At 47.0% G+C, this 18,946-nt stretch carries 17 protein-coding genes and 1 pseudogene; 9 read left to right on the forward strand and 9 right to left on the reverse strand.

Annotated features, from left to right (window positions below; all coding sequences use genetic code 11):
* Positions 1-6: 6 nt before the first annotated feature.
* Genes hisD through JGC47_RS10565 form a run of 8 tightly spaced genes read left to right on the forward strand, consistent with a single transcriptional unit; the run spans position 7 to position 6,680 of the window.
* On the forward strand, positions 7-1,302 hold the full coding sequence (gene hisD, locus JGC47_RS10530) for a histidinol dehydrogenase (RefSeq protein WP_004158277.1): 1,296 nt from the start codon (positions 7-9) through the stop codon (positions 1,300-1,302).
* Complete coding sequence (gene hisC, locus JGC47_RS10535; protein ID WP_004158279.1) at positions 1,299-2,390, forward strand: histidinol-phosphate transaminase; 1,092 nt, start codon at positions 1,299-1,301, stop codon at positions 2,388-2,390. Before hisD ends, hisC begins: the two co-directional genes overlap by 4 nt.
* Positions 2,387-3,454: a bifunctional histidinol-phosphatase/imidazoleglycerol-phosphate dehydratase HisB gene (gene hisB, locus JGC47_RS10540; protein ID WP_004158280.1), complete on the forward strand. Its 1,068-nt coding sequence runs from the start codon at positions 2,387-2,389 to the stop codon at positions 3,452-3,454. Before hisC ends, hisB begins: the two co-directional genes overlap by 4 nt.
* Entirely contained in the window at positions 3,454-4,044 is a 591-nt protein-coding gene (gene hisH / locus JGC47_RS10545; protein WP_004158284.1) for an imidazole glycerol phosphate synthase subunit HisH, read from the forward strand. The genes hisB and hisH overlap by 1 nt, the downstream gene beginning before the upstream one ends.
* Before the next feature lie 4 nt (positions 4,045-4,048).
* Entirely contained in the window at positions 4,049-4,786 is a 738-nt protein-coding gene (gene hisA, locus JGC47_RS10550) for a 1-(5-phosphoribosyl)-5-[(5-phosphoribosylamino)methylideneamino]imidazole-4-carboxamide isomerase (RefSeq protein ID WP_004158285.1), read from the forward strand.
* On the forward strand, positions 4,768-5,544 hold the full coding sequence (gene hisF / locus JGC47_RS10555; protein ID WP_004158287.1) for an imidazole glycerol phosphate synthase subunit HisF: 777 nt from the start codon (positions 4,768-4,770) through the stop codon (positions 5,542-5,544). The genes hisA and hisF overlap by 19 nt, the downstream gene beginning before the upstream one ends.
* Positions 5,538-6,149, forward strand: a complete 612-nt coding sequence (hisIE, locus tag JGC47_RS10560; RefSeq protein WP_004158288.1) for a bifunctional phosphoribosyl-AMP cyclohydrolase/phosphoribosyl-ATP diphosphatase HisIE — start codon at positions 5,538-5,540, stop codon at positions 6,147-6,149. The genes hisF and hisIE overlap by 7 nt, the downstream gene beginning before the upstream one ends.
* A gap of 54 nt (positions 6,150-6,203) precedes the next feature.
* Positions 6,204-6,680: a YbaK/prolyl-tRNA synthetase associated domain-containing protein gene (locus tag JGC47_RS10565; RefSeq protein WP_004158289.1), complete on the forward strand. Its 477-nt coding sequence runs from the start codon at positions 6,204-6,206 to the stop codon at positions 6,678-6,680.
* A 414-nt stretch (positions 6,681-7,094) separates the two neighbouring features.
* On the opposite strand, the gene gndA is transcribed toward JGC47_RS10565, so the two are convergent.
* The gene (gndA, locus tag JGC47_RS10570) at positions 7,095-8,501 is read right to left on the reverse strand and encodes an NADP-dependent phosphogluconate dehydrogenase (RefSeq protein WP_004158290.1); all 1,407 of its coding nucleotides are present in this window, start codon (positions 8,499-8,501) and stop codon (positions 7,095-7,097) included.
* Positions 8,502-8,829: 328 nt separating this feature from the next.
* Here gndA and JGC47_RS10575 point away from each other — a divergent pair, with 328 nt between their 5' ends.
* On the forward strand, positions 8,830-10,278 hold the full coding sequence (locus JGC47_RS10575; protein ID WP_004158291.1) for a UDP-N-acetyl glucosamine 2-epimerase: 1,449 nt from the start codon (positions 8,830-8,832) through the stop codon (positions 10,276-10,278).
* Between the two features lie 50 nt (positions 10,279-10,328).
* On the opposite strand, the gene JGC47_RS10580 is transcribed toward JGC47_RS10575, so the two are convergent.
* From JGC47_RS10580 to rfbA, 8 genes and pseudogenes are all read right to left on the reverse strand, one after another.
* Entirely contained in the window at positions 10,329-11,456 is a 1,128-nt protein-coding gene (locus tag JGC47_RS10580; protein ID WP_004158292.1) for a glycosyltransferase family 4 protein, read from the reverse strand.
* Positions 11,457-11,469: 13 nt separating this feature from the next.
* Positions 11,470-12,375 carry a glycosyltransferase gene (locus JGC47_RS10585; protein ID WP_004158293.1) on the reverse strand — a complete coding sequence of 302 codons (906 nt, stop codon included), beginning with the start codon at positions 12,373-12,375 and terminating at the stop codon, positions 11,470-11,472.
* Positions 12,363-13,517, reverse strand: a complete 1,155-nt coding sequence (gene glf / locus JGC47_RS10590; RefSeq protein WP_004158294.1) for a UDP-galactopyranose mutase — start codon at positions 13,515-13,517, stop codon at positions 12,363-12,365. Before glf ends, JGC47_RS10585 begins: the two co-directional genes overlap by 13 nt.
* 11 nt (positions 13,518-13,528) lie before the next feature.
* Positions 13,529-15,420, reverse strand: a pseudogene (locus tag JGC47_RS10595) (DUF4422 domain-containing protein).
* 24 nt (positions 15,421-15,444) lie between these two features.
* Positions 15,445-16,185: an ABC transporter ATP-binding protein gene (locus JGC47_RS10600; protein WP_004158296.1), complete on the reverse strand. Its 741-nt coding sequence runs from the start codon at positions 16,183-16,185 to the stop codon at positions 15,445-15,447.
* The gene (locus tag JGC47_RS10605) at positions 16,185-16,952 is read right to left on the reverse strand and encodes an ABC transporter permease (protein WP_004158298.1); all 768 of its coding nucleotides are present in this window, start codon (positions 16,950-16,952) and stop codon (positions 16,185-16,187) included. The genes JGC47_RS10600 and JGC47_RS10605 overlap by 1 nt, the downstream gene beginning before the upstream one ends.
* 72 nt (positions 16,953-17,024) lie before the next feature.
* Positions 17,025-17,960, reverse strand: a complete 936-nt coding sequence (locus JGC47_RS10610; protein WP_004158301.1) for an NAD-dependent epimerase/dehydratase family protein — start codon at positions 17,958-17,960, stop codon at positions 17,025-17,027.
* Between the two features lie 119 nt (positions 17,961-18,079).
* Positions 18,080-18,946 carry a glucose-1-phosphate thymidylyltransferase RfbA gene (gene rfbA, locus JGC47_RS10615; RefSeq protein ID WP_004158304.1) on the reverse strand — a complete coding sequence of 289 codons (867 nt, stop codon included), beginning with the start codon at positions 18,944-18,946 and terminating at the stop codon, positions 18,080-18,082.

Below are 18,946 nucleotides of genomic sequence, written 5' to 3' on the forward strand. Positions count from 1 at the left end.
ACCGCGATGACCCCGATAATCTGGGCGCAGTGCAGCCCGCAGCAGCAGCAGGCGCTGCTGACGCGCCCGGCAGTAGAAGCTACTGCCAGCATCAGCGCCACCGTGCGTGGCATTCTCGACAAGGTAGAAAACGAAGGCGACCAGGCACTGCGCGATTACAGCGCCGCATTTGATAACATGCGGGTGGATGCACTGCGCGTCAGCGAGCAGCAAATTGCCGGTGCGGCGGCGCGCCTGGGTGACGAGATCAAACAGGCGATGGCCGTGGCGGTGGCCAACATTGACAAGTTTCATCTTGCGCAACAGTTGCCCGTCGTCGATATCGAAACCCAGCCGGGCGTACGCTGCCAGCAGATCACCCGCCCGGTGGCGTCAGTGGGGTTGTATATCCCCGGTGGATCTGCCCCGCTGTTCTCCACGGTGTTAATGTTGGCGACGCCGGCGCGCATCGCCGGATGTCAGCGGGTAGTGCTGTGCTCACCACCGCCGGTTGCCGATGAAATTCTGTATGCCGCGCAGCTGTGTGGCGTAAAAGAAGTGTTCCAGGTGGGCGGCGCCCAGGCCATTGCCGCCCTCGCCTTAGGCACCGAATCAGTGCCTAAGGTGGACAAAATTTTCGGGCCGGGCAATGCCTGGGTGACCGAAGCGAAGCGCCAGGTCAGTCAACGTCCCGACGGCGCGGCGATAGATATGCCAGCGGGCCCCTCAGAAGTGCTGGTGATTGCCGACGAAGGGGCCACGGCGGATTTTGTCGCCTCCGATCTGCTGTCCCAGGCGGAACATGGCCCGGACTCACAGGTGATCCTGCTCACGCCATCAGTGAAAATGGCCAGCGCCGTGGCTGAAGCCATCCAGCGTCAGCTGGCTGAACTGCCGCGAGCGGCCACCGCTGCACGGGCGCTTGCCAGCAGCCGTCTGATTGTCGCCCGCGATCTGCAACAGTGCGTGGCAATCAGCAACCGCTACGGGCCTGAACACCTGATTATTCAGACGCGCCAGGCGCGCGACCTGGTTGACAGCATTACCAGCGCTGGCTCGGTGTTTCTTGGCGACTGGTCACCGGAATCTGCCGGTGATTACGCCTCGGGCACTAATCACGTCCTGCCCACCTATGGCTATACTTCCACCTGCTCCAGCCTTGGGCTTGCCGACTTCCAGAAAAGGATGACGGTGCAGGAACTGACGCCACAAGGCTTTATGGGGCTGGCGGCGACGATTGAAACGCTGGCGGCGGCCGAACAGCTCACCGCCCACAAAAATGCCGTGACGCTGCGCGTTGCCGCCCTGAAGGAGAAGCCATGAGCCACAGCATTGAAAGCCTGGCGCGGGCTAACGTGCGCGCGCTGACGCCCTATCAGTCGGCACGCCGCCTCGGCGGTAACGGTGACGTGTGGCTCAACGCCAATGAATATCCGCTGGCGGTGCCGTTTGAGTTAAGCCAGCAGACGCTGAATCGCTATCCGGAATGTCAGCCAAAGCGAGTGATCGAGCGCTATGCCGCCTATGCCGGGCTGGCCGAAGATCAGGTGCTGGTCAGTCGCGGGGCCGATGAGGGCATTGAGCTGCTGATGCGCGCCTTCTGCGAGCCGGGTCAAGACGCCGTGCTGTTCTGTCCCCCCACCTACGGCATGTACAGCGTCAGCGCGGAAACCATCGGCATCGAGTACCGCACGGTAGCGGCCGGTGAAAACTGGCAGCTCAACCTGCCAGCCATTGCCGACCGGCTGGACGGCGTCAAGCTGGTCTATGTCTGTAGCCCGAATAACCCGACCGGCAACCTGATCGATCCTGACGACATGCGCCAGCTGCTGGAAATGACGCGCGGCAGAGCGCTGGTGGTGGCCGATGAAGCCTATATTGAGTTTTGCCCACAGGCTTCGCTGGTCAGTTGGTTAAAAGATTATCCGCATCTGGTGGTGCTGCGCACGCTGTCGAAAGCCTTTGCGCTCGCCGGTCTGCGCTGCGGCTTTACTCTTGCCAACGCCGAAGTCATCGCCTTGCTGATGAAAGTCATCGCCCCGTATCCTCTGTCTACGCCGGTGGCGGATATCGCCGGACAGGCGCTGAGCGATGAAGGTATTGCCCTGATGCGCCAGCACGTCCGCGAGCTGATTGCCACCCGGGAACGGCTGATTGCCGACCTGCGCGGCTGCGCCTGTGTTGAGCAGGTGTACAACAGTGAAACAAACTATCTGCTGGCGCGCTTCACCGACTCCGGCCGGGTATTTAAAACCTTGTGGGAACAAGGCATTATTCTGCGTGACCAGAACAAGCAACCTGGTCTGGCAGGCTGTCTGCGCATCTCCATCGGCACGCGTGAGGAGTGCGAGCGCGCCATTGCTGCCTTAACATCACTACCCGGATCACGCCTATCTCAGGAGCAAGCATGAGTCAGAAAATCCTTTTTATCGATCGCGATGGCACCCTTATTACTGAGCCACCGCAAGATTTTCAGGTTGATCGGTTGGATAAGCTGGCCTTCGAGCCGGGAGCGATCCCCGCCCTGCTGTCATTGCAAAAGGCGGGCTTTCAGCTGGTGATGATCACTAACCAGGATGGTCTGGGTACCAGCAGCTTCCCACAGGCAGACTTTGATGGTCCGCATCAGCTGATGATGCAGATTTTCAATTCACAGGGCGTCACCTTCAGCGACGTGCTGATCTGCCCGCACACCCCGGAAGATGACTGTGCGTGCCGTAAACCCAAGACCAAAATGGTGACGGCATGGCTGGCAGAGGGCGCGCTGGACCGCGCTAACAGCTATGTGATTGGCGACCGCGCCTCGGATGTCCAGCTGGCAAACAATATGGGCATTACCGGCCTGCTGTACGCCAGAGAAGGGCTGAACTGGAGCGCAATCGAACAACAGCTGACCCGGCGTGACCGCTATGCGCTGGTGGAACGCAACACCAAAGAGACGCAGATCAAAGTTGAAGTGTGGCTGGACCGTGAAGGCGAAAGCAAAATCAATACCGGCGTCGGCTTCTTCGACCATATGCTTGACCAGATATCCACACATGGCGCTTTCCGCATGAATATCGACGTGAAAGGCGATCTCTATATTGACGATCATCATACCGTTGAAGACACCGGTCTGGCGCTGGGCGAAGCGCTGCTGAAAGCGCTGGGTGATAAACGGGGTATTGGCCGTTTCGGCTTTGTCCTGCCGATGGATGAGTGTCTGGCGCGCTGCGCGCTGGATATCTCCGGTCGTCCGCACCTGGAGTATAAAGCGGAATTCAGCTATCAGCGCGTGGGCGACCTGAGTACCGAAATGGTTGAACATTTCTTCCGTTCACTCTCTTACACCATGGCCAGCACTCTGCATCTGCGAACCAAAGGCAAAAACGACCATCACCGGGTGGAAAGCCTGTTTAAAGCCTTTGGCCGCACGCTGCGCCAGGCGATCCGCGTAGAAGGTAATACCTTACCCAGCTCGAAAGGAGTGCTGTAATGGATGTCGTTATCCTTGATACCGGCTGTGCCAATCTGTCGTCGGTTAAATGGGCGGTACAGCGGCTGGGCTATCAGCCGGTGGTCAGCAAAGAAGCAGAAATCGTGCTTAATGCCGATAAGCTGTTTTTACCCGGCGTCGGCACCGCCCGGGCGGCGATGGACCAGCTTGGCGAGCGCGATCTGATCGACCTGATCAAAACCTGTACCCAGCCGGTGTTAGGCATCTGCCTCGGCATGCAGCTGCTGGGCAGCGACAGTGATGAAGGCGGCGGCGTGCCAACGCTGAATATTATTGACCAACCGGTTAAACGCATGACCGATCACGGGCTGCCGCTGCCGCATATGGGCTGGAACCAGATAACTTCACAGGCTGGTAACCACCTGTTTCGCGGCATTGAGGACGGCGCATACTTTTACTTTGTGCACAGTTTTGCCATGCCGGTCAATGCGTTCACTATTGCCCAGAGCGATTACGGTGAGCCGTTTACCGCCGCCGTGCAAAAAGACAATTTCTTCGGCGTACAGTTCCACCCGGAGCGTTCCGGTGCCGCCGGGGCGCAGCTGCTGAAAAACTTCCTGGAGATGTAAACGGATGATTATTCCGGCATTAGATTTGATCGATGGCCAGGTAGTGCGTCTGCATCAGGGCGATTACGGCCAGCAGCGCGACTACGGCAGCGATGCGCTGCCGCGCTTACAGGATTATCAGCAACAGGGCGCGGAAGTGCTGCACCTGGTCGACCTGACCGGAGCCAAAGATCCGGCAGCACGTCAGATCCCGCTGCTGTCCCGACTGCTGGCTGGCGTGAACGTTCCGGTACAGGTTGGCGGCGGCATTCGTCATCAGAACGATGTGGACGCCCTGCTACAGGCCGGTGCGACGCGCGTGGTGGTTGGCTCCAGCGCAGTGAAACAGCCTGAGAGCGTACAGCAGTGGTTTAAACAATATGGCGCAGACGCCATCGTGCTGGCGCTGGATGTGCGCATCGACGCCGCTAATCGTAAGGAAGTGGCGATCGGCGGCTGGCAGGAGGCAGCAGGGATCACGCTGGAACAGGCGATTGAACAGTTCCTGCCCTTTGGCCTGAAGCATGTGCTGTGCACCGATATCTCACGCGATGGCACGCTGGCAGGTTCCAACGTCGATCTGTATCGCGAAGTGTCGGCACGCTATCCGCAGATTGCCTTTCAGTCCTCTGGCGGCGTCGGCTCGCTGGAAGACATCAACGCCCTGCGCGGCAGCGGCGCACAGGGCGTGATCGTCGGTCGCGCCCTGCTGGAAAATAAATTTACCGTATCGGAGGCCATTTCATGCTGGCAAAACGGATAATCCCCTGCCTTGACGTGCGTGAGGGGCAGGTAGTGAAAGGCGTACAGTTTCGCAACCACGAAATTATTGGTGATATCGTGCCGCTGGCGCAGCGTTACGCAGCGGAAGGGGCTGATGAGCTGGTGTTTTATGATATCACCGCGTCCTCGGACGGCCGTGTGGTGGACAAAAGCTGGATTTCGCGCGTAGCGGAAGTCATTGATATCCCCTTCTGTGTGGCGGGTGGTATTAAATCCGTAGAAGACGCTGCGCTACTGCTCTCCTTTGGCGCGGACAAAATCTCAATTAATTCCCCGGCGCTGGCCGATCCGGAGCTGATTACCCGCCTGGCGGATCGCTTTGGCGTGCAGTGCATTGTGGTCGGCATTGATACCTGGTATGACAGCGAGAGCGGTCAGTACCATGTTAATCAGTATACCGGCGATGAAAAGCGCACCCGCGTGACCCACTGGGAAACCCTGGACTGGGTAAAGGAAGTTCAGCAGCGCGGTGCCGGTGAGATTGTGCTGAATATGATGAATCAGGACGGCGTGCGCAAGGGTTACGACCTGATACAGCTGCAAAAAGTCCGCGCCGCCTGTAAAGTGCCGCTGATCGCTTCCGGCGGAGCCGGCACCATGGAACATTTCCATGAGGCTTTCCGTGACGCAGACGTTGACGGTGCACTGGCCGCTTCGGTATTTCATAAGCAGATAGTCAATATTGGCGAACTGAAAAAGTTTCTGATTGAAAAAGGTGTGGAGATCCGCGTGTGTTAACAGAACAACAGCTGTCCCGGCTGGACTGGGAAAAAACTGACGGCATGATGCCAGCCATTGTGCAACACGCCGTTTCCGGCGAAGTATTGATGCACGGATATATGAATCAGCAGGCGCTGACCACAACGCTGACCAGCGGTAAGGTCACCTTTTGGTCACGCACCAGGCAGCGTCTGTGGACCAAGGGAGAAACCTCAGAAAATTTCCTGCATGTGGTGAGCATCACCCCGGACTGCGACAACGATACGCTGCTGATACTGGCCATGCCGGCTGGCGCAACCTGCCATCTTGGCACGTCCAGCTGCTTCTCACCGGCGGCAGCGGACTGGACCTTCCTCTGGCAGCTGGAGCAGTTGCTGGCGGAACGCAAACATGCCGACCCGGAAAGCTCCTACACCGCGCGGCTGTACGCCAGCGGCACCAAGCGCATCGCACAGAAAGTCGGCGAAGAAGGCGTGGAAACCGCGCTGGCGGCCACGGTTAACGATCGCCAGGAGCTGACCAGTGAAGCCGCCGATCTGGTCTATCACTTGCTGGTGCTGTTACAGGATCAGAACCTGAACCTGTCGGCGGTCATTACTCATCTGCGCCAGCGCCACCCATAGCTAACGTCACCGCCACTGGCCGGTTATCCGGCCTTATGGCATTCAGGAACAGCCATGAGCACGTTTGAAAAACTGACCGCCCTGCTTAATCGCCATCAGGCCCGTTACCGGATTGTGGAACATGAAGCCACGGGAAAATGCGCCGAGGTGGCGGCATTACGTGGCACCGAGCTGGGCCAGGGAGCGAAAGCGCTGGTGTGCCACGTAAAGGGAAATGGGGTGAAACAGCATGTGCTGGCGGTGCTACCGGCAGATAAACAGGCCAATCTTGCCGGACTGGCCAGCGCGCTGGGCGGCACCCGCGCTTCGCTGGCCAGTCCGGCCGAAGTCGAAAACTTAACCGGCTGCGTGTTTGGCGCTATCCCCCCGTTCAGTTTCCACCCCCAACTGCTACTGGTGGCCGATCCCAGCCTGTTTAGCCGCTATCAGGAACTGGCGTTTAATGCCGGACTGCTGGAAAAATCGATGGTGCTCAATGCCGAAGATTACCGGCGTATCTGCGCGGCGCAGTGGGTCGGGTTCAGCCGCTAGCGCCTGGTTAGCCACCGCCGCATCACTAAAAGCCAAAAAATGTCTGCGTGGACTGGCATGCAGGAACGCTAAGCGCTGGCCAAATCGCAGCCGCACGGCGTGAAATCAATAGCTACCACTTTGGTCTGCCATCGCCACGTCACATCGAGGTTCGGACCGCGCGGTACAGGGACGAGTTTACCGGCACAGCGGTGGCAAATCCAATTGCGCCGGGCCAACGCCGGCACAACAGCCACCCTGAGCGTGTTAATCACGCTTAATGCCAGCATTTTAACCGCCAGTTTCCAACCATCGTTAAGGCGTTAGCAGATCCACTGACTCCGCTGCTGACACAAGCAGGAGCGGAGAGTGACTGGTGCCCTGACGCAAAAAAAGGCTTCCCAAAGGAAGCCTTTAATTCATCTGCTGACTAAATTAGTCCAGCCATTCGGTGTGGAACACGCCATCTTTGTCGGTACGCTTGTAAGTATGGGCACCGAAGTAGTCGCGCTGCGCCTGGATCAGGTTCGCCGGCAGCACCGCTGAACGGTAGCTGTCATAGTAGGCGATAGCCGCAGAGAAGGTTGGCGTTGGGATGCCGTTCTGCACCGCGTAAGCCACCACGTCACGCAGCGCCTGCTGGTACTCATCAGCAATGTTTTTGAAGTAAGGCGCTAACAGCAGGTTCGCGATATCGGCATTATCTTCGTAAGCATCGGTGATTTTCTGCAGGAACTGGGCGCGGATGATGCAACCGGCACGGAAGATCTTGGCGATTTCACCGTAGTTGAGATCCCAGTTATTCTCAGTAGAAGCGGCTTTCAGTTGTGAGAAGCCCTGCGCGTAAGAAACAATTTTGCCGAGGTACAGCGCACGACGCACTTTCTCAACAAATTCGGCTTTATCAGCGCTAACGGCCTGCACTTTCGGGCCAGACAGCACTTTAGAGGCCGCAACGCGCTGGGTTTTCAACGAAGAAAGATAGCGGGCAAACACCGATTCGGTGATCAGTGACAGCGGCTCGCCGAGATCCAGCGAGCTTTGACTGGTCCACTTACCGGTACCTTTGTTTGCCGCTTCGTCAAGGATCACATCGACCAGGTAGTGACCTTCTTCATCTTTCTTGGTGAAGATATCTTTGGTGATGTCAATCAGGTAGCTGCTCAGTTCACCTTCATTCCACTTGCTAAAGGTTTCAGCCAGTTCTTCATTGCTAAGATTCAGCGCGCCTTTCAGCAGGGAGTAGGCTTCAGCTATCAGCTGCATATCGCCGTACTCAATGCCGTTGTGCACCATTTTCACATAATGACCGGCACCGTCTGGCCCCATGTAGGCCACACAGGCTTCGCCTTCGGCAACGGCTGCAATTTCGGTAAGGATTGGCGCAACCAGTTCATAAGCTTCTTTCTGACCACCAGGCATAATTGATGGGCCTTTCAGTGCGCCCTCCTCGCCACCGGAAACGCCGGTACCAATGAAGTTGAAGCCCTGTTCAGACAGCTCGCGGTTACGACGAATGGTATCTTTGTAGAAGGTGTTACCCCCGTCGATCAGAATATCGCCTTTGTCGAGATGAGGGGTGAGGGAAGCGATGGTTTTATCGGTTGCTTCACCGGCCTGCACCATCAGCAGGATACGGCGCGGTTTTTCCAGGGAGCTGACAAACTCCTCGATGGTGTAATGTGGAACCAGCTTCTTGCCCGGATTCTCTGCGACGACTTCATCGGTTTTTTCACGTGAGCGGTTGAAGATAGAGACTGAGTAGCCGCGGCTCTCGATGTTAAGAGCCAGATTACGGCCCATTACCGCCATACCTACAACGCCGATCTGTTGCTTGGACATTACAAACTCCTGTCAGGAAGTGTGAACGGGGTGAAGTACACCTCGCAAATGGATGCCCTGATATTAACTTAAATAGAACACATGCATAAAGCGATAGATGGGATAGGTAGAAAAAAGCATCAGGATAAAAGGGTCGTCAGGCTGCAGATGGAAATTTGTTTAAAAAAAAACCTAATGCGAGACGCTCTCCGGGAACAAATCATGAACCTCTCAAGAAAAAATGGGTGCATTTAACACAAAAAAGTATATGTTGACTTAAGAGAAATTATAAAAAACCTGTATACTTATTAGAAAATCGAACAAAGAAAATGCTAAACAAGGTAACAATATGTTGATAAGTAGAATAAAATCTTTCATCTACCCTTACCTGTATAAGAGGCAAGACCTGAGTTTGCGCAATCAGGATATTATCATCAAACAAAATGATGAATTGATTCATCGTTTGAAAAAACTTCAGTCAGAAGCTGGTAGCCAAAAAGATGAGTTAGATAAAAGTACAGAATGGCTGCAAGGTGAAAACCCCAAATATCTCATCCAGCAAATGGCTGAACAATGCCTGCTGTTAAAAAATCAAGCTGCTATTGCCAAGCAAACCTTACACTGCCTTTCACGTAAGGTAAGATGTCGAAGCGACAAGATATCTTGCATTTTCCTCGTGCATAATATTACCGCCTGGGACAGTCTCAGCCCGGTATATAAGGCAATGCGAGATGACAGTAGCTTTCACCCAACCGTTGCAAGCATAAACAAGAAATTCCCAGGTGAAGTCTGTTTTGGTGGTGAAGACGTAGTGCATGAAAAACTAATTGAACAGAACATAGAACACATTCGCCTTAACTCAGATGATTCTTACGAAGATCTTGATATACTCAAAACAATAAACCCGGATGTTATTTTCAGGCAATCGCAATGGGATGCGGATATCCCTCCGGCATTTGCATCGCAAGAAATAAATTTCGCGCATCTTGCTTACGTCCCCTACGAAATCATGAATTTCCTCGGCAATGTCGATCCGAACATTGAAAACAGTGTATTCCATAAGCATTGCTCTATGCTTTTTGTGGCGAATGAGTATGCATATGATTCACTTAAGGAGAGCTCCGGGATAAGTGAAGAACGGATTTTCGTCACGGGTCATCCTAAAGTTGAGAAGTTACTTTCATCAGAAGGAACTTGGCCCATTTCATGGCCAGACGGGAGAAGGAACTATCGTGTTCTGTGGGGAGCTCATCATAGTATTGAGAAAAACTGGTCTAACTTCGGTACATTCCTGGAGATTTATCAACAAATGCTTGAATGGGCGAAGGAGAATCCTCAAATAGATATTGTCTTTAGTCCTCATCCGGCCTTGCTTACTACATTAGAAAGCGAGAAATATGATCATATCAGACATAAAATCGATCTGTTTTTCAAGGAATGGAATGATCTACCTAATACTATGCTATTCGAGAACAATACTTACGGAGCAATATTTAAAGCATCAGATGCGTTAATAATTGATGGTATAAGCTGGCTGCTGGAATATCAAATATTGGAAAAGCCGGTGGTGTTTTTAGAACGTAATGACCACCTTCCATTCTTAACGAGCGGCGAGATAATTGCAAAAAGTGTTTGCCGGGTATCTGACTTCAATGGCGTAAAAGAAGCTATAAATAATTTTATGACAACTTCGCAAGATTGCTACAAACAACAGCGCAAAACTACCTTAAATGAACTACTAAACATAAAAAAAGCTTCAGAAAACATATTAAAAGAAATAAAGGATTCTTTACGTTGAACAGGATAAATATAGTTCTGTATCGATTGATGAAATTATTATCAATCGAGCTATATTAATTCGTTATAGGCGGCAAGCGTGCTGGCGATAACAATTTCAGAAGAAAATTTCTCTGAAATGATCTCTGTACCACGCCTGCCCATTTTTATTCTGGTCGAAGGGTATTGGAGCAGATAACCGATGCGTTCAGCGAGTGAATCAATATCATGTTTACTGACCAGGAAGCCATTTTCACCATCGATAACAAGACTTCCACAACCTCCGCTATCGTAGCAGACACACGCACGGCCAATTGCGCATGATTCGAGTAAAATTCTGGGGATCCCCTCGTTGTAGACAGAAGGTAAAACAACCAGATTCGCTCCGCTAATCAGCCGGGCAACGTCATCAGACTTGCCAAGCCATTCAATCCACCCATTTTCTACCCACTTTTCTATTACTGAATCCTTGATGGCATCTTTATCATCAGTAACAGTAATCCCCGCCACAAGTATCCTGAAGTGAACATCTTGATCTTTGAGTTTCAGCTTTGCTTGAATGAGATCATAGAGACCTTTAGACCAAATTAGCCTGCTGGCAAACAATATTATTGGAATTTCATTGACGGGTTCAGGTTGATAACGAAATAGATCGGTATTAACCCCCGCGCCTTCAATGACTTCAGTTTGGTGAATGGGGCCGTGGGTTAACTTCAATAGCCTCTCTCTGTCAGAATTATGTTCGAAGATAAACAGAGCTTTTGGATTTTTGAAGATAACTTTATATATTTTTGTGATGAAATATTTCAATATTTTTAGAAGCGTAGTTTCGCCATCAAAAAGTCTCCCCAGGCCGACAAAGCTAAGAACAACAGGTTTTTTTTTATAAAATGAGTATAACCCACCAATAATTATTGGTTTGATGGTAATGCAATGTAATATATCCGGCGAGATGCTCTTCAGAATGGAAAAAAACTTATATACACTTCTTGTGAACCTTATCACACTAAGTGACTGGGAATGAACATTAAGCTTGTAGCATTTTAGTCCCAGGCCTTTAAGTTTTTCATAGATGATCTCATCATCAAAATTACAGATAATGTGAACCTCATAACCATTGTCTCTGGCTGACAAAGCCCTTTCTAACCAATGTAAATCAAAGTACCAGTCAGTATTAACGAAATAGCAGATCTTATGCATGCAAGAACACCAATCAATGGCGCCGTCCCGATTTCAGAGATCGCCCATCAACTATAGCTTTAAAGAAGTACTTAATATACTGCAAAGGGGATGGTTGTCTAACTGAGATAGTAAAATATTTTATCAGACGCATGCAAATGAAACACAATGAAAAGGGTCGCTCAGAACCAAAATATTTATTTTCAAGCAGTAAATTCCTGACAAGATAATAAACTTTCCAGCCTGGGTTTATGGACTTTACATTAGTATTTATATCATGCATAAAAGATATCTCAGGTAAGTAGTTTAGCCGAGAGCCACGAAGATGAAGATGATATGAATAGTAGACATCATCGAAGTATATAAATAAGTCGTCGTGGATATAATCAGTAGTATTGCAAAGGAGGTCTTTTTTAATTATCAAACCAACAAAAGAGAATGATATAATTTGCTCACGACGCTCCCCACTAACACAATATAAGTGTGGCTCTCTCAGATAAGCAATATTTTCTTTGAAGCTAACTGGATACTTAATCCATGGTGCATTCATTTTGCAAATATTGTTAGATAAATCAATCACCTTTGCAGCATGCGCATCGTATCTATTTACTTCGGAGAGACGGTCAAAACATTCGACAATATCATCTTGTGGATAAGCATCATCATCATAGATGAAAACCCAATCTGCACTGATAGTATCTTTTATGAATTGAGCACCTTTTTTAAACCCACCGGCCCCACCAGAGTTATCCGATAGATGAAGTCGATGTAGTCTTGGATCTACTATAGCGTCAAGCCACAGCTTGGTTCCGTCGGTAGAAGCATTGTTAACAATAACAATATCGTCAAACGATTGGCGGGCCGTTGAGGCCCAGCACAGCATTAGCTTATCCAGACGATTATAAGTGACAATTAATGCAACCGTCCTCATCTTACACATACCGTAAACGCAGGCATTATCTTATTTTTATGATTAATTGAATCAAGATAAGTTTCGGCAGTATTCAATGCCTCGGCAATCGTCACATCCATATCGAGATAACGATAAGTACCCAGACGGCCTACAAAAGTAATATTTTTTTCTTTCTCGGCGAGATCAAGATACTTATGCAAGATATTCATCTCTCCCATTTGGCGAATTGGATAATATGGGATGTCTGACTCCTCACAAGATCGACTGAATTCTTTATAGCAAATAGATTTTTCGTGAGTCTCCCAGGGAGAGAAATATTTATGCTCGGTGATGCGGGTATAAGGTACATCCTGCTCGCTATAATTCATTACCGCGCATCCTTGATAATCACCATCATAACTAAAACGTTCAAAATCCAGTGTGCGATAGCCTAATCGGCCAAATTGATTATTATAAAAAGCATCCAGGGGGCCACTGTAGAAAATATGGTCGTACGAGCTGCGCTCTTCATTATTATAATCAACATTCAGTTCAATAGTGATATTCGGGTGCTGAGCCATATTCTCAATCATCTCAGTGTAGCCTTTTTCTGGCATTCCCTGATACTTATGATTAAAGTAGTTATCGTCGTAATTGAAACGCACTGGTAACCGTTTGAGTATCGAAGCTGGCAGCTCAGAAGGTTCCATTCCCCACTGTTTGATTGTGTAGCCTTTGAAGAATGCTTCATATAGCTCTTTACCCACGAACCTCAGTGCCTGCTGCTCGAAGGTAACAGGAGACTCGATTGAACTATCACCCTTGCTTTCGATCAGTTTTCTCGCCTCATCAGGGCTACATGTTTTATTAAAAAATTGATTAATAGTATGCAGATTAATAGGAAGTGAGAAAACTTTCCCATTGTAAGTGGCCTTGACCCTGTTTATATAAGGCATCATATTTGTAAATTGATTTATGAAATCCCATACTTCTTTATTATCAGTATGAAAGATATGTGGGCCATAGGTATGAACCATAACATTCGTTTCCTGGTCCCTAGCATCATAACAGTTACCCGCGATGTGATTACGGCGATCGATAACACGAATTTTATGCCCATTTTCGGCCAGCTTACGGGCGATGACGACACCAGAAAAACCCGCACCTACTATTAAAATTTTTTTGCTCATTTTTATTTGTCCTAACCTAAAATGCTGCGTCTGATTTTGTAATAGAGACGGGCTATGTCGCTTCGACGCTTGGTCCCTCGTGGAGCAATTCTATCGAGATATGGGAGTAATTTTCTTTTATCTTTGTCTGTAATAAACCCATCTCAATGTTTTTAGTGTGAATTGTTGAGGCTGGGGCAGATAAATGAATAAGTTTTGAATAAACTTCCAGCTCCCAGGGAGTACCTTGGATATTTTTGATGAAGTTATCATAATAATCTACTTTATCTGTATGCCAAGGCTTATTCTCGCCTGCAAAGTGGATCATTTTGGGATTTTTTCTAGCCTTAAGGTAACGACTGTAAGTAGAAAACTTCAGATTCGGGTAAAATGTATCAGTATGGCCATTGCCATGATATACGTTCCATTCCAGTGGTAAAAAATGCACCCGTCCGTGGAATACCTTATTCATTATATCTTGGTCAAGAAACCAGAAGCTTTGTCCCTTGAGCTCACTCATCAACCGGGAGAAAATATTCTCTTTATTCATTGCTTCGATATTGAAGACCATAATCCCACCCTGGAAATATTCTTCAGGCTTGCTCAAGGCGAGCTTTGATTTAAGATATTCTCCAGCGGTTTGTATACCGTCATCAGACTCTGCAATATTGCCGAACTTAACAAATCCTTCCATTACAATATCCTGGACAGCGGCGACAAGATTATCACCCATGGATATGTCTATCAGTTCCGCCAGGTCACTTTCAACAACGGTGTCGGTATCAATAAAGACTACCTTTTCAAAATGTCTAAAAAGGCGGGGAATAAAAAGTCTGGAATATGTAGCGATAGTAAAAGGTGGTCTGATATAAGCATCTTTTATTTCATCGAAAGCATGTACGCTGAAAAAACGAACACTGAAATTAGTGATATCCTTGATCAGTGAAAGTATTCGATGCTTGTTTTTAACAGTTAATCCGTTATCTAAAATAACCAAATCGTAGTTTTTATCACTACTTGCATTATTTATTATTGATTTAATTAACCCGCCTAACGCCATCGCATAATTATCATCCGAGCAAATCACTACAGGTACTGAGTTGGAGATATACTGCGGTAAAAGATAGCTATTAAATGTTTCTTTTCTGATAAAAGTACGCTGTATTTCTTTGATTTTTATTTTTGAGTCAGCGATTTTTTTGATAATAAAAATATTGAATAGTCTTTCAGATATATGTCCGAATACTCTTTTTTCCTGCTGTGAATAGTTTTTAAAATAAAGGGTTTCCTCAAGATCGCTCAAAATTGAGAATAACCAATCTGAATACTCTATAAATAGATCTCGCTTCATAACGTACATATTAGTGTAATATCCGTTATGTGCATCATTAAATAGAGTTACAGCTTTTTTGTACTCAGGATACTTATCGGTTAAAATGTCAAGTGCGTTTTGATAGTCTTCGATGTGTAAGTGATCAGAAACTTTATAATGCTCAAAATTGTTTATGTTTCCTGCTGCTTTCACCGACCATTTTTTAGGCAAAAGCAAGTCTGCGTCACCGATGCATTTTTTTATTGAATCTTCATCTAAACCAAACTCATTTTCGTAGTCAGCATCAATTTCAGAGCGACTGACCATGCCCCACACATCTTCATCTTTATACTGATCGTCAGAAAAATTGAAATGTCTCCGGTAGTGCATGAAACCAACATAGTCAGAGATGTCAGTATTTTTCCAAACCCAATAGTGAGCGGTTAATTCACAGTAAAAGGGATTTTTAAGCGAAATGCTATCCCCACTGTCGTCTCCCGCGCAGCATATCTCATCGAGAGAATTAGCTTTACCTACGTGAATAGGTTTGATTACTGGAGAGCTTAAAAAGGCACTCGGTTTGTGATGTGATGTGTAGATGGAAATATTCATTCAATGTAGACTCTTGATATAATTTTAAGCCATTGCAGTTTTATAGGCACTGATAACTTCACTGGATCTACCAGTCATTTTTAAGCGATGATTTTCGATCCAGATAACTCGATCACATACTTTTTCGATATCGGATAAATTATGGCTAACAAAGAGAATGGTGACGCCCTTTCTTTTGAATTCATTTATAGTTTTGATGCATTTCCTTTGGAAGGCGATGTCGCCGACTGCCAGCACTTCATCAATAATTAATATGTCCGGATCGACCTGCGAAATAACAGAAAAACCGAGCTTTGCCAGCATACCGCTAGAGTAGACTCGTATGGGTTCGTCAATGAATTCGCCTAATTCAGAAAACTCGATAATATCGTTTATTCGGGCTTTAAGCTCTTTGCGGCGTAATCCCAAAAGAGTGGCGTTCAGCCTTATATTTTCTCTGCCAGTTAACTCAGGATGAAATCCACCACCTAGCTCCAGCATCGATGCCACGCGTCCGACGACATTAACTTTCCCTACTGTTGGTTTCAATACACCAGCGACCAAACCGAGGGATGTACTCTTTCCAGCACCGTTTCGGCCAATTAATGCTACGGACTCCCCTTTTTCGATCCTGAAGTTTATATGCTCAATTGCAAGATAACTGCGACCACTTAATAAACTCAAGGCTCTACGTGGATTGAAAATAAGCTCTTTAATGCCTGATCCGATGTGATGGTATAACGGGTATGATTTAGTTACATTAATGAATTCAATTACAACACTCATTATAAAATCTCTGCAAATCTATGTTTGAGCTTATTGAAAACCAAGCTGCCAATAAGTAGGGAAATCGCAGCGTAGACATAAACCTCACTCACCAAAGCATAGTTAAGTGTATTATGCATAAATAATTCACGCCAACTGAGTATCATTGAGGCAAGAGGATTATAATCGATCAACCATTTATATTTTTGAGGAATCATTTCTGCAGAATATAAAATTGGTGTGCAATAGAACAGTAACATGATCCCCAGACTCACAAACCTCTCTAAATCACGGAAGAACAGATTGAGCGTTGAAAACATAAGGGCAACACCCAGCATTAATATAATTTGAGCCAAGCCGATTATTGGAATACCCCAGAGCCAATTAAGTGCTGGACGCATGTCATAGATAAATAGAAATACAAGTATAACTGGGATTGTACAGAGAAAGTGCAAGCATTCCATCAGCACATTACTTAGCGGGATCACAGAACGTGGAAAAACTGTTTTTTTAATTATTTGAGCATTGGATAAGAAAGAAAATAGTGCATTACTCGCCGAGCTGGCAAACCACTGCCACGGAAATAATCCAGTGATAATAAAAACGGTATAGTTGGGTATCTGAACTCTCATTATAAGCTTGAAGATGAAAAAATATATCATGGCAAACAATAGAGGATTTGCTATAGACCAAAGATACCCAAAGAAGCTGCTTTTGTATCTGACTTTGAGTTCTTTTTGAGTTATGACTGTTACCAGATCATAAAGGTAACCTATATTAAACTTCATAAATTTCTCATCATTAGATTACTTCACGAGGAAGGTTGTACAGATTTAAAATTCAAACTAGCATTGAATTGATCAGCTCGTAACAGAATCAGTACTTAGCTGCTGATGTACATAGAGATGCATGCTTTTCATCCCTTCATAAACTGGTATGAAGCTTCGTTTGCCAATTTTAGCTTGTACTTTAGAAATATCAAGGATGCTATAACTAATATCGCCGGCCTTTTTATCATGCATGACTAACTTCAATTTATTGCCACTAATGACTTCAGCGTAGTGCAATATTTCTTTCAAACTCGTCCCTTTCCCTGAACCAATATTATATATATCATTCCAGGAGTTATTACTCTCGACTAAAGCGTGCGTTATTTCACAAACATCATCTATATGTATATAATCTTTGCAGATATCTACATCGCCATATATGTGCATATTTTCTTTCTTTAAAGCATTTTTTAGGGCTACGCCGATTATCCTGTTTAACTTTTGATATTGCCCATATACATTGGAAGGACGTAATATCAAATAATTGAATTTAGTGTTTATTCGATTTTCATATGCCAGATAACGTTCTGAAACTTCCTTTATCCATCCGTAAAAACTAACCGGAGATAATTCGTGCTGCTCATTGATTGGGGCATCAGATACGCCATAAATCGATCCGCCGGATGAAAAATACACCATTTTATGTACACTGTACTTTCTCATCAAAGAGATGGTATCAATTAAGCAAGATAGGTTTACTGACACTAAACTCTGGCAGCTACCAAAAGAATCCGTAGCTGAGATACTTGTCAACGAGTGAAATACAAGATCTATTTCGTGATTATTGAATACCTGCTCTAATTCAACCAAGTTCCTGATATCACCCACAATTATCTCAAGATTGGGATGTTCAATTACCGGCATCGAACGTCCAAAAGTGATAACTTTGTAGTTTTTATTGCAGTAAAAAGCAATCAGATTGGTTCCTATAAATCCTGAACCTCCTAATATCAAAACCGTCGGCATGGTAACTCCCTCAATTCACTTACTCTGTAAGTGAATATTTATTGAATACAGCATCCTGCTGTATTCAGCTCTTAATTAAATAAAATCTGCTCAAAAGGCCAATATTGAAGTTCTGATATTTAGCCACTAATGACGCTATAAAGATATTTGCCGTAATCTGTTTTCTCAAGTGATTTTGCCAAATCAGCTAATTGAGATTTGGTTATCCAACCTTTTCTGAAAGCGATTTCTTCAAGGCAAGCTACTTTTAAACCTTGTCTTTTTTCAATGGTATGTATAAATTGTGATGCCTCGATCAAGCTATCATGAGTTCCGGTATCTAACCACGCAAACCCGCGCCCTAATAACTCAACCTCAAGCAAGCCATCCTTAAGGTACATTTCATTTAGTGCGGTAATCTCTAATTCACCACGGTGAGATGGTGTTACTTTTTTCGCCATCTCAACTACATTTTTATCATAAAAGTACAGCCCTGTGACTGCCCAATTTGATTTTGGATCCTCAGGTTTTTCTTCAATTGAAAGAGCTTTGAATTTTTGATCAAACTCTACAACACCAAAACGACCAGGATCTTTGACCTGATAGCCAAATACTGTTGCACCTGTTTTCTTTGTCGCTATATTCTCAAGAACAGGAGCAAATCCCTGACCAAAGAAAATATTATCACCTAAAACCAAAGCACATTCGTCGCCGTCAATAAACTTCTCGCCAATGATAAATGCCTGGGCTAATCCATCCGGGTTGGGTTGTATGGCAAATTGGAGGTTGATACCTAAATCACCACCGTCACCAAGCAATCTTTGAAACGAACTCAGATCCTGCGGTGTAGTAATGATAAGGATATCTTTAATACCTGCCAACATCAGCACTGAAAGAGGGTAGTAGATCATTGGCTTATCATAAACCGGCAAGAGCTGCTTCGATAAGCCTCGTGTGATAGGATGAAGGCGTGTGCCAGATCCCCCTGCTAAAATAATACCTTTCAT

Origin of the sequence: Erwinia amylovora (genome assembly GCF_017161565.1) — a bacterium.
In the GTDB taxonomy this organism is placed as follows: Bacteria; Pseudomonadota; Gammaproteobacteria; order Enterobacterales; family Enterobacteriaceae; genus Erwinia; species Erwinia amylovora.

Bases quoted from the DNA above. Each gene is read 5' to 3' on its own strand.
- hisA (WP_004158285.1), top strand. From the start codon at position 4,049: ATGATTATTCCGGCATTAGATTTGATCGATGGCCAGGTAGTGCGTCTG.
- hisF (WP_004158287.1), top strand. From the start codon at position 4,768: ATGCTGGCAAAACGGATAATCCCCTGCCTTGACGTGCGTGAGGGGCAG.
- JGC47_RS10575 (WP_004158291.1), top strand. From the start codon at position 8,830: ATGTTGATAAGTAGAATAAAATCTTTCATCTACCCTTACCTGTATAAG.
- JGC47_RS10600 (WP_004158296.1), bottom strand. From the start codon at position 16,185: ATGAGTGTTGTAATTGAATTCATTAATGTAACTAAATCATACCCGTTA.
- JGC47_RS10605 (WP_004158298.1), bottom strand. From the start codon at position 16,952: ATGAAGTTTAATATAGGTTACCTTTATGATCTGGTAACAGTCATAACT.
- glf (WP_004158294.1), bottom strand. From the start codon at position 13,517: ATGAGCAAAAAAATTTTAATAGTAGGTGCGGGTTTTTCTGGTGTCGTC.
- gndA (WP_004158290.1), bottom strand. From the start codon at position 8,501: ATGTCCAAGCAACAGATCGGCGTTGTAGGTATGGCGGTAATGGGCCGT.
- JGC47_RS10610 (WP_004158301.1), bottom strand. From the start codon at position 17,960: ATGCCGACGGTTTTGATATTAGGAGGTTCAGGATTTATAGGAACCAAT.
- hisH (WP_004158284.1), top strand. From the start codon at position 3,454: ATGGATGTCGTTATCCTTGATACCGGCTGTGCCAATCTGTCGTCGGTT.
- hisC (WP_004158279.1), top strand. From the start codon at position 1,299: ATGAGCCACAGCATTGAAAGCCTGGCGCGGGCTAACGTGCGCGCGCTG.
- hisB (WP_004158280.1), top strand. From the start codon at position 2,387: ATGAGTCAGAAAATCCTTTTTATCGATCGCGATGGCACCCTTATTACT.
- JGC47_RS10565 (WP_004158289.1), top strand. From the start codon at position 6,204: ATGAGCACGTTTGAAAAACTGACCGCCCTGCTTAATCGCCATCAGGCC.
- JGC47_RS10585 (WP_004158293.1), bottom strand. From the start codon at position 12,375: ATGTGTAAGATGAGGACGGTTGCATTAATTGTCACTTATAATCGTCTG.
- JGC47_RS10580 (WP_004158292.1), bottom strand. From the start codon at position 11,456: ATGCATAAGATCTGCTATTTCGTTAATACTGACTGGTACTTTGATTTA.
- hisD (WP_004158277.1), top strand. From the start codon at position 7: ATGACCCCGATAATCTGGGCGCAGTGCAGCCCGCAGCAGCAGCAGGCG.
- rfbA (WP_004158304.1), bottom strand. From the start codon at position 18,946: ATGAAAGGTATTATTTTAGCAGGGGGATCTGGCACACGCCTTCATCCT.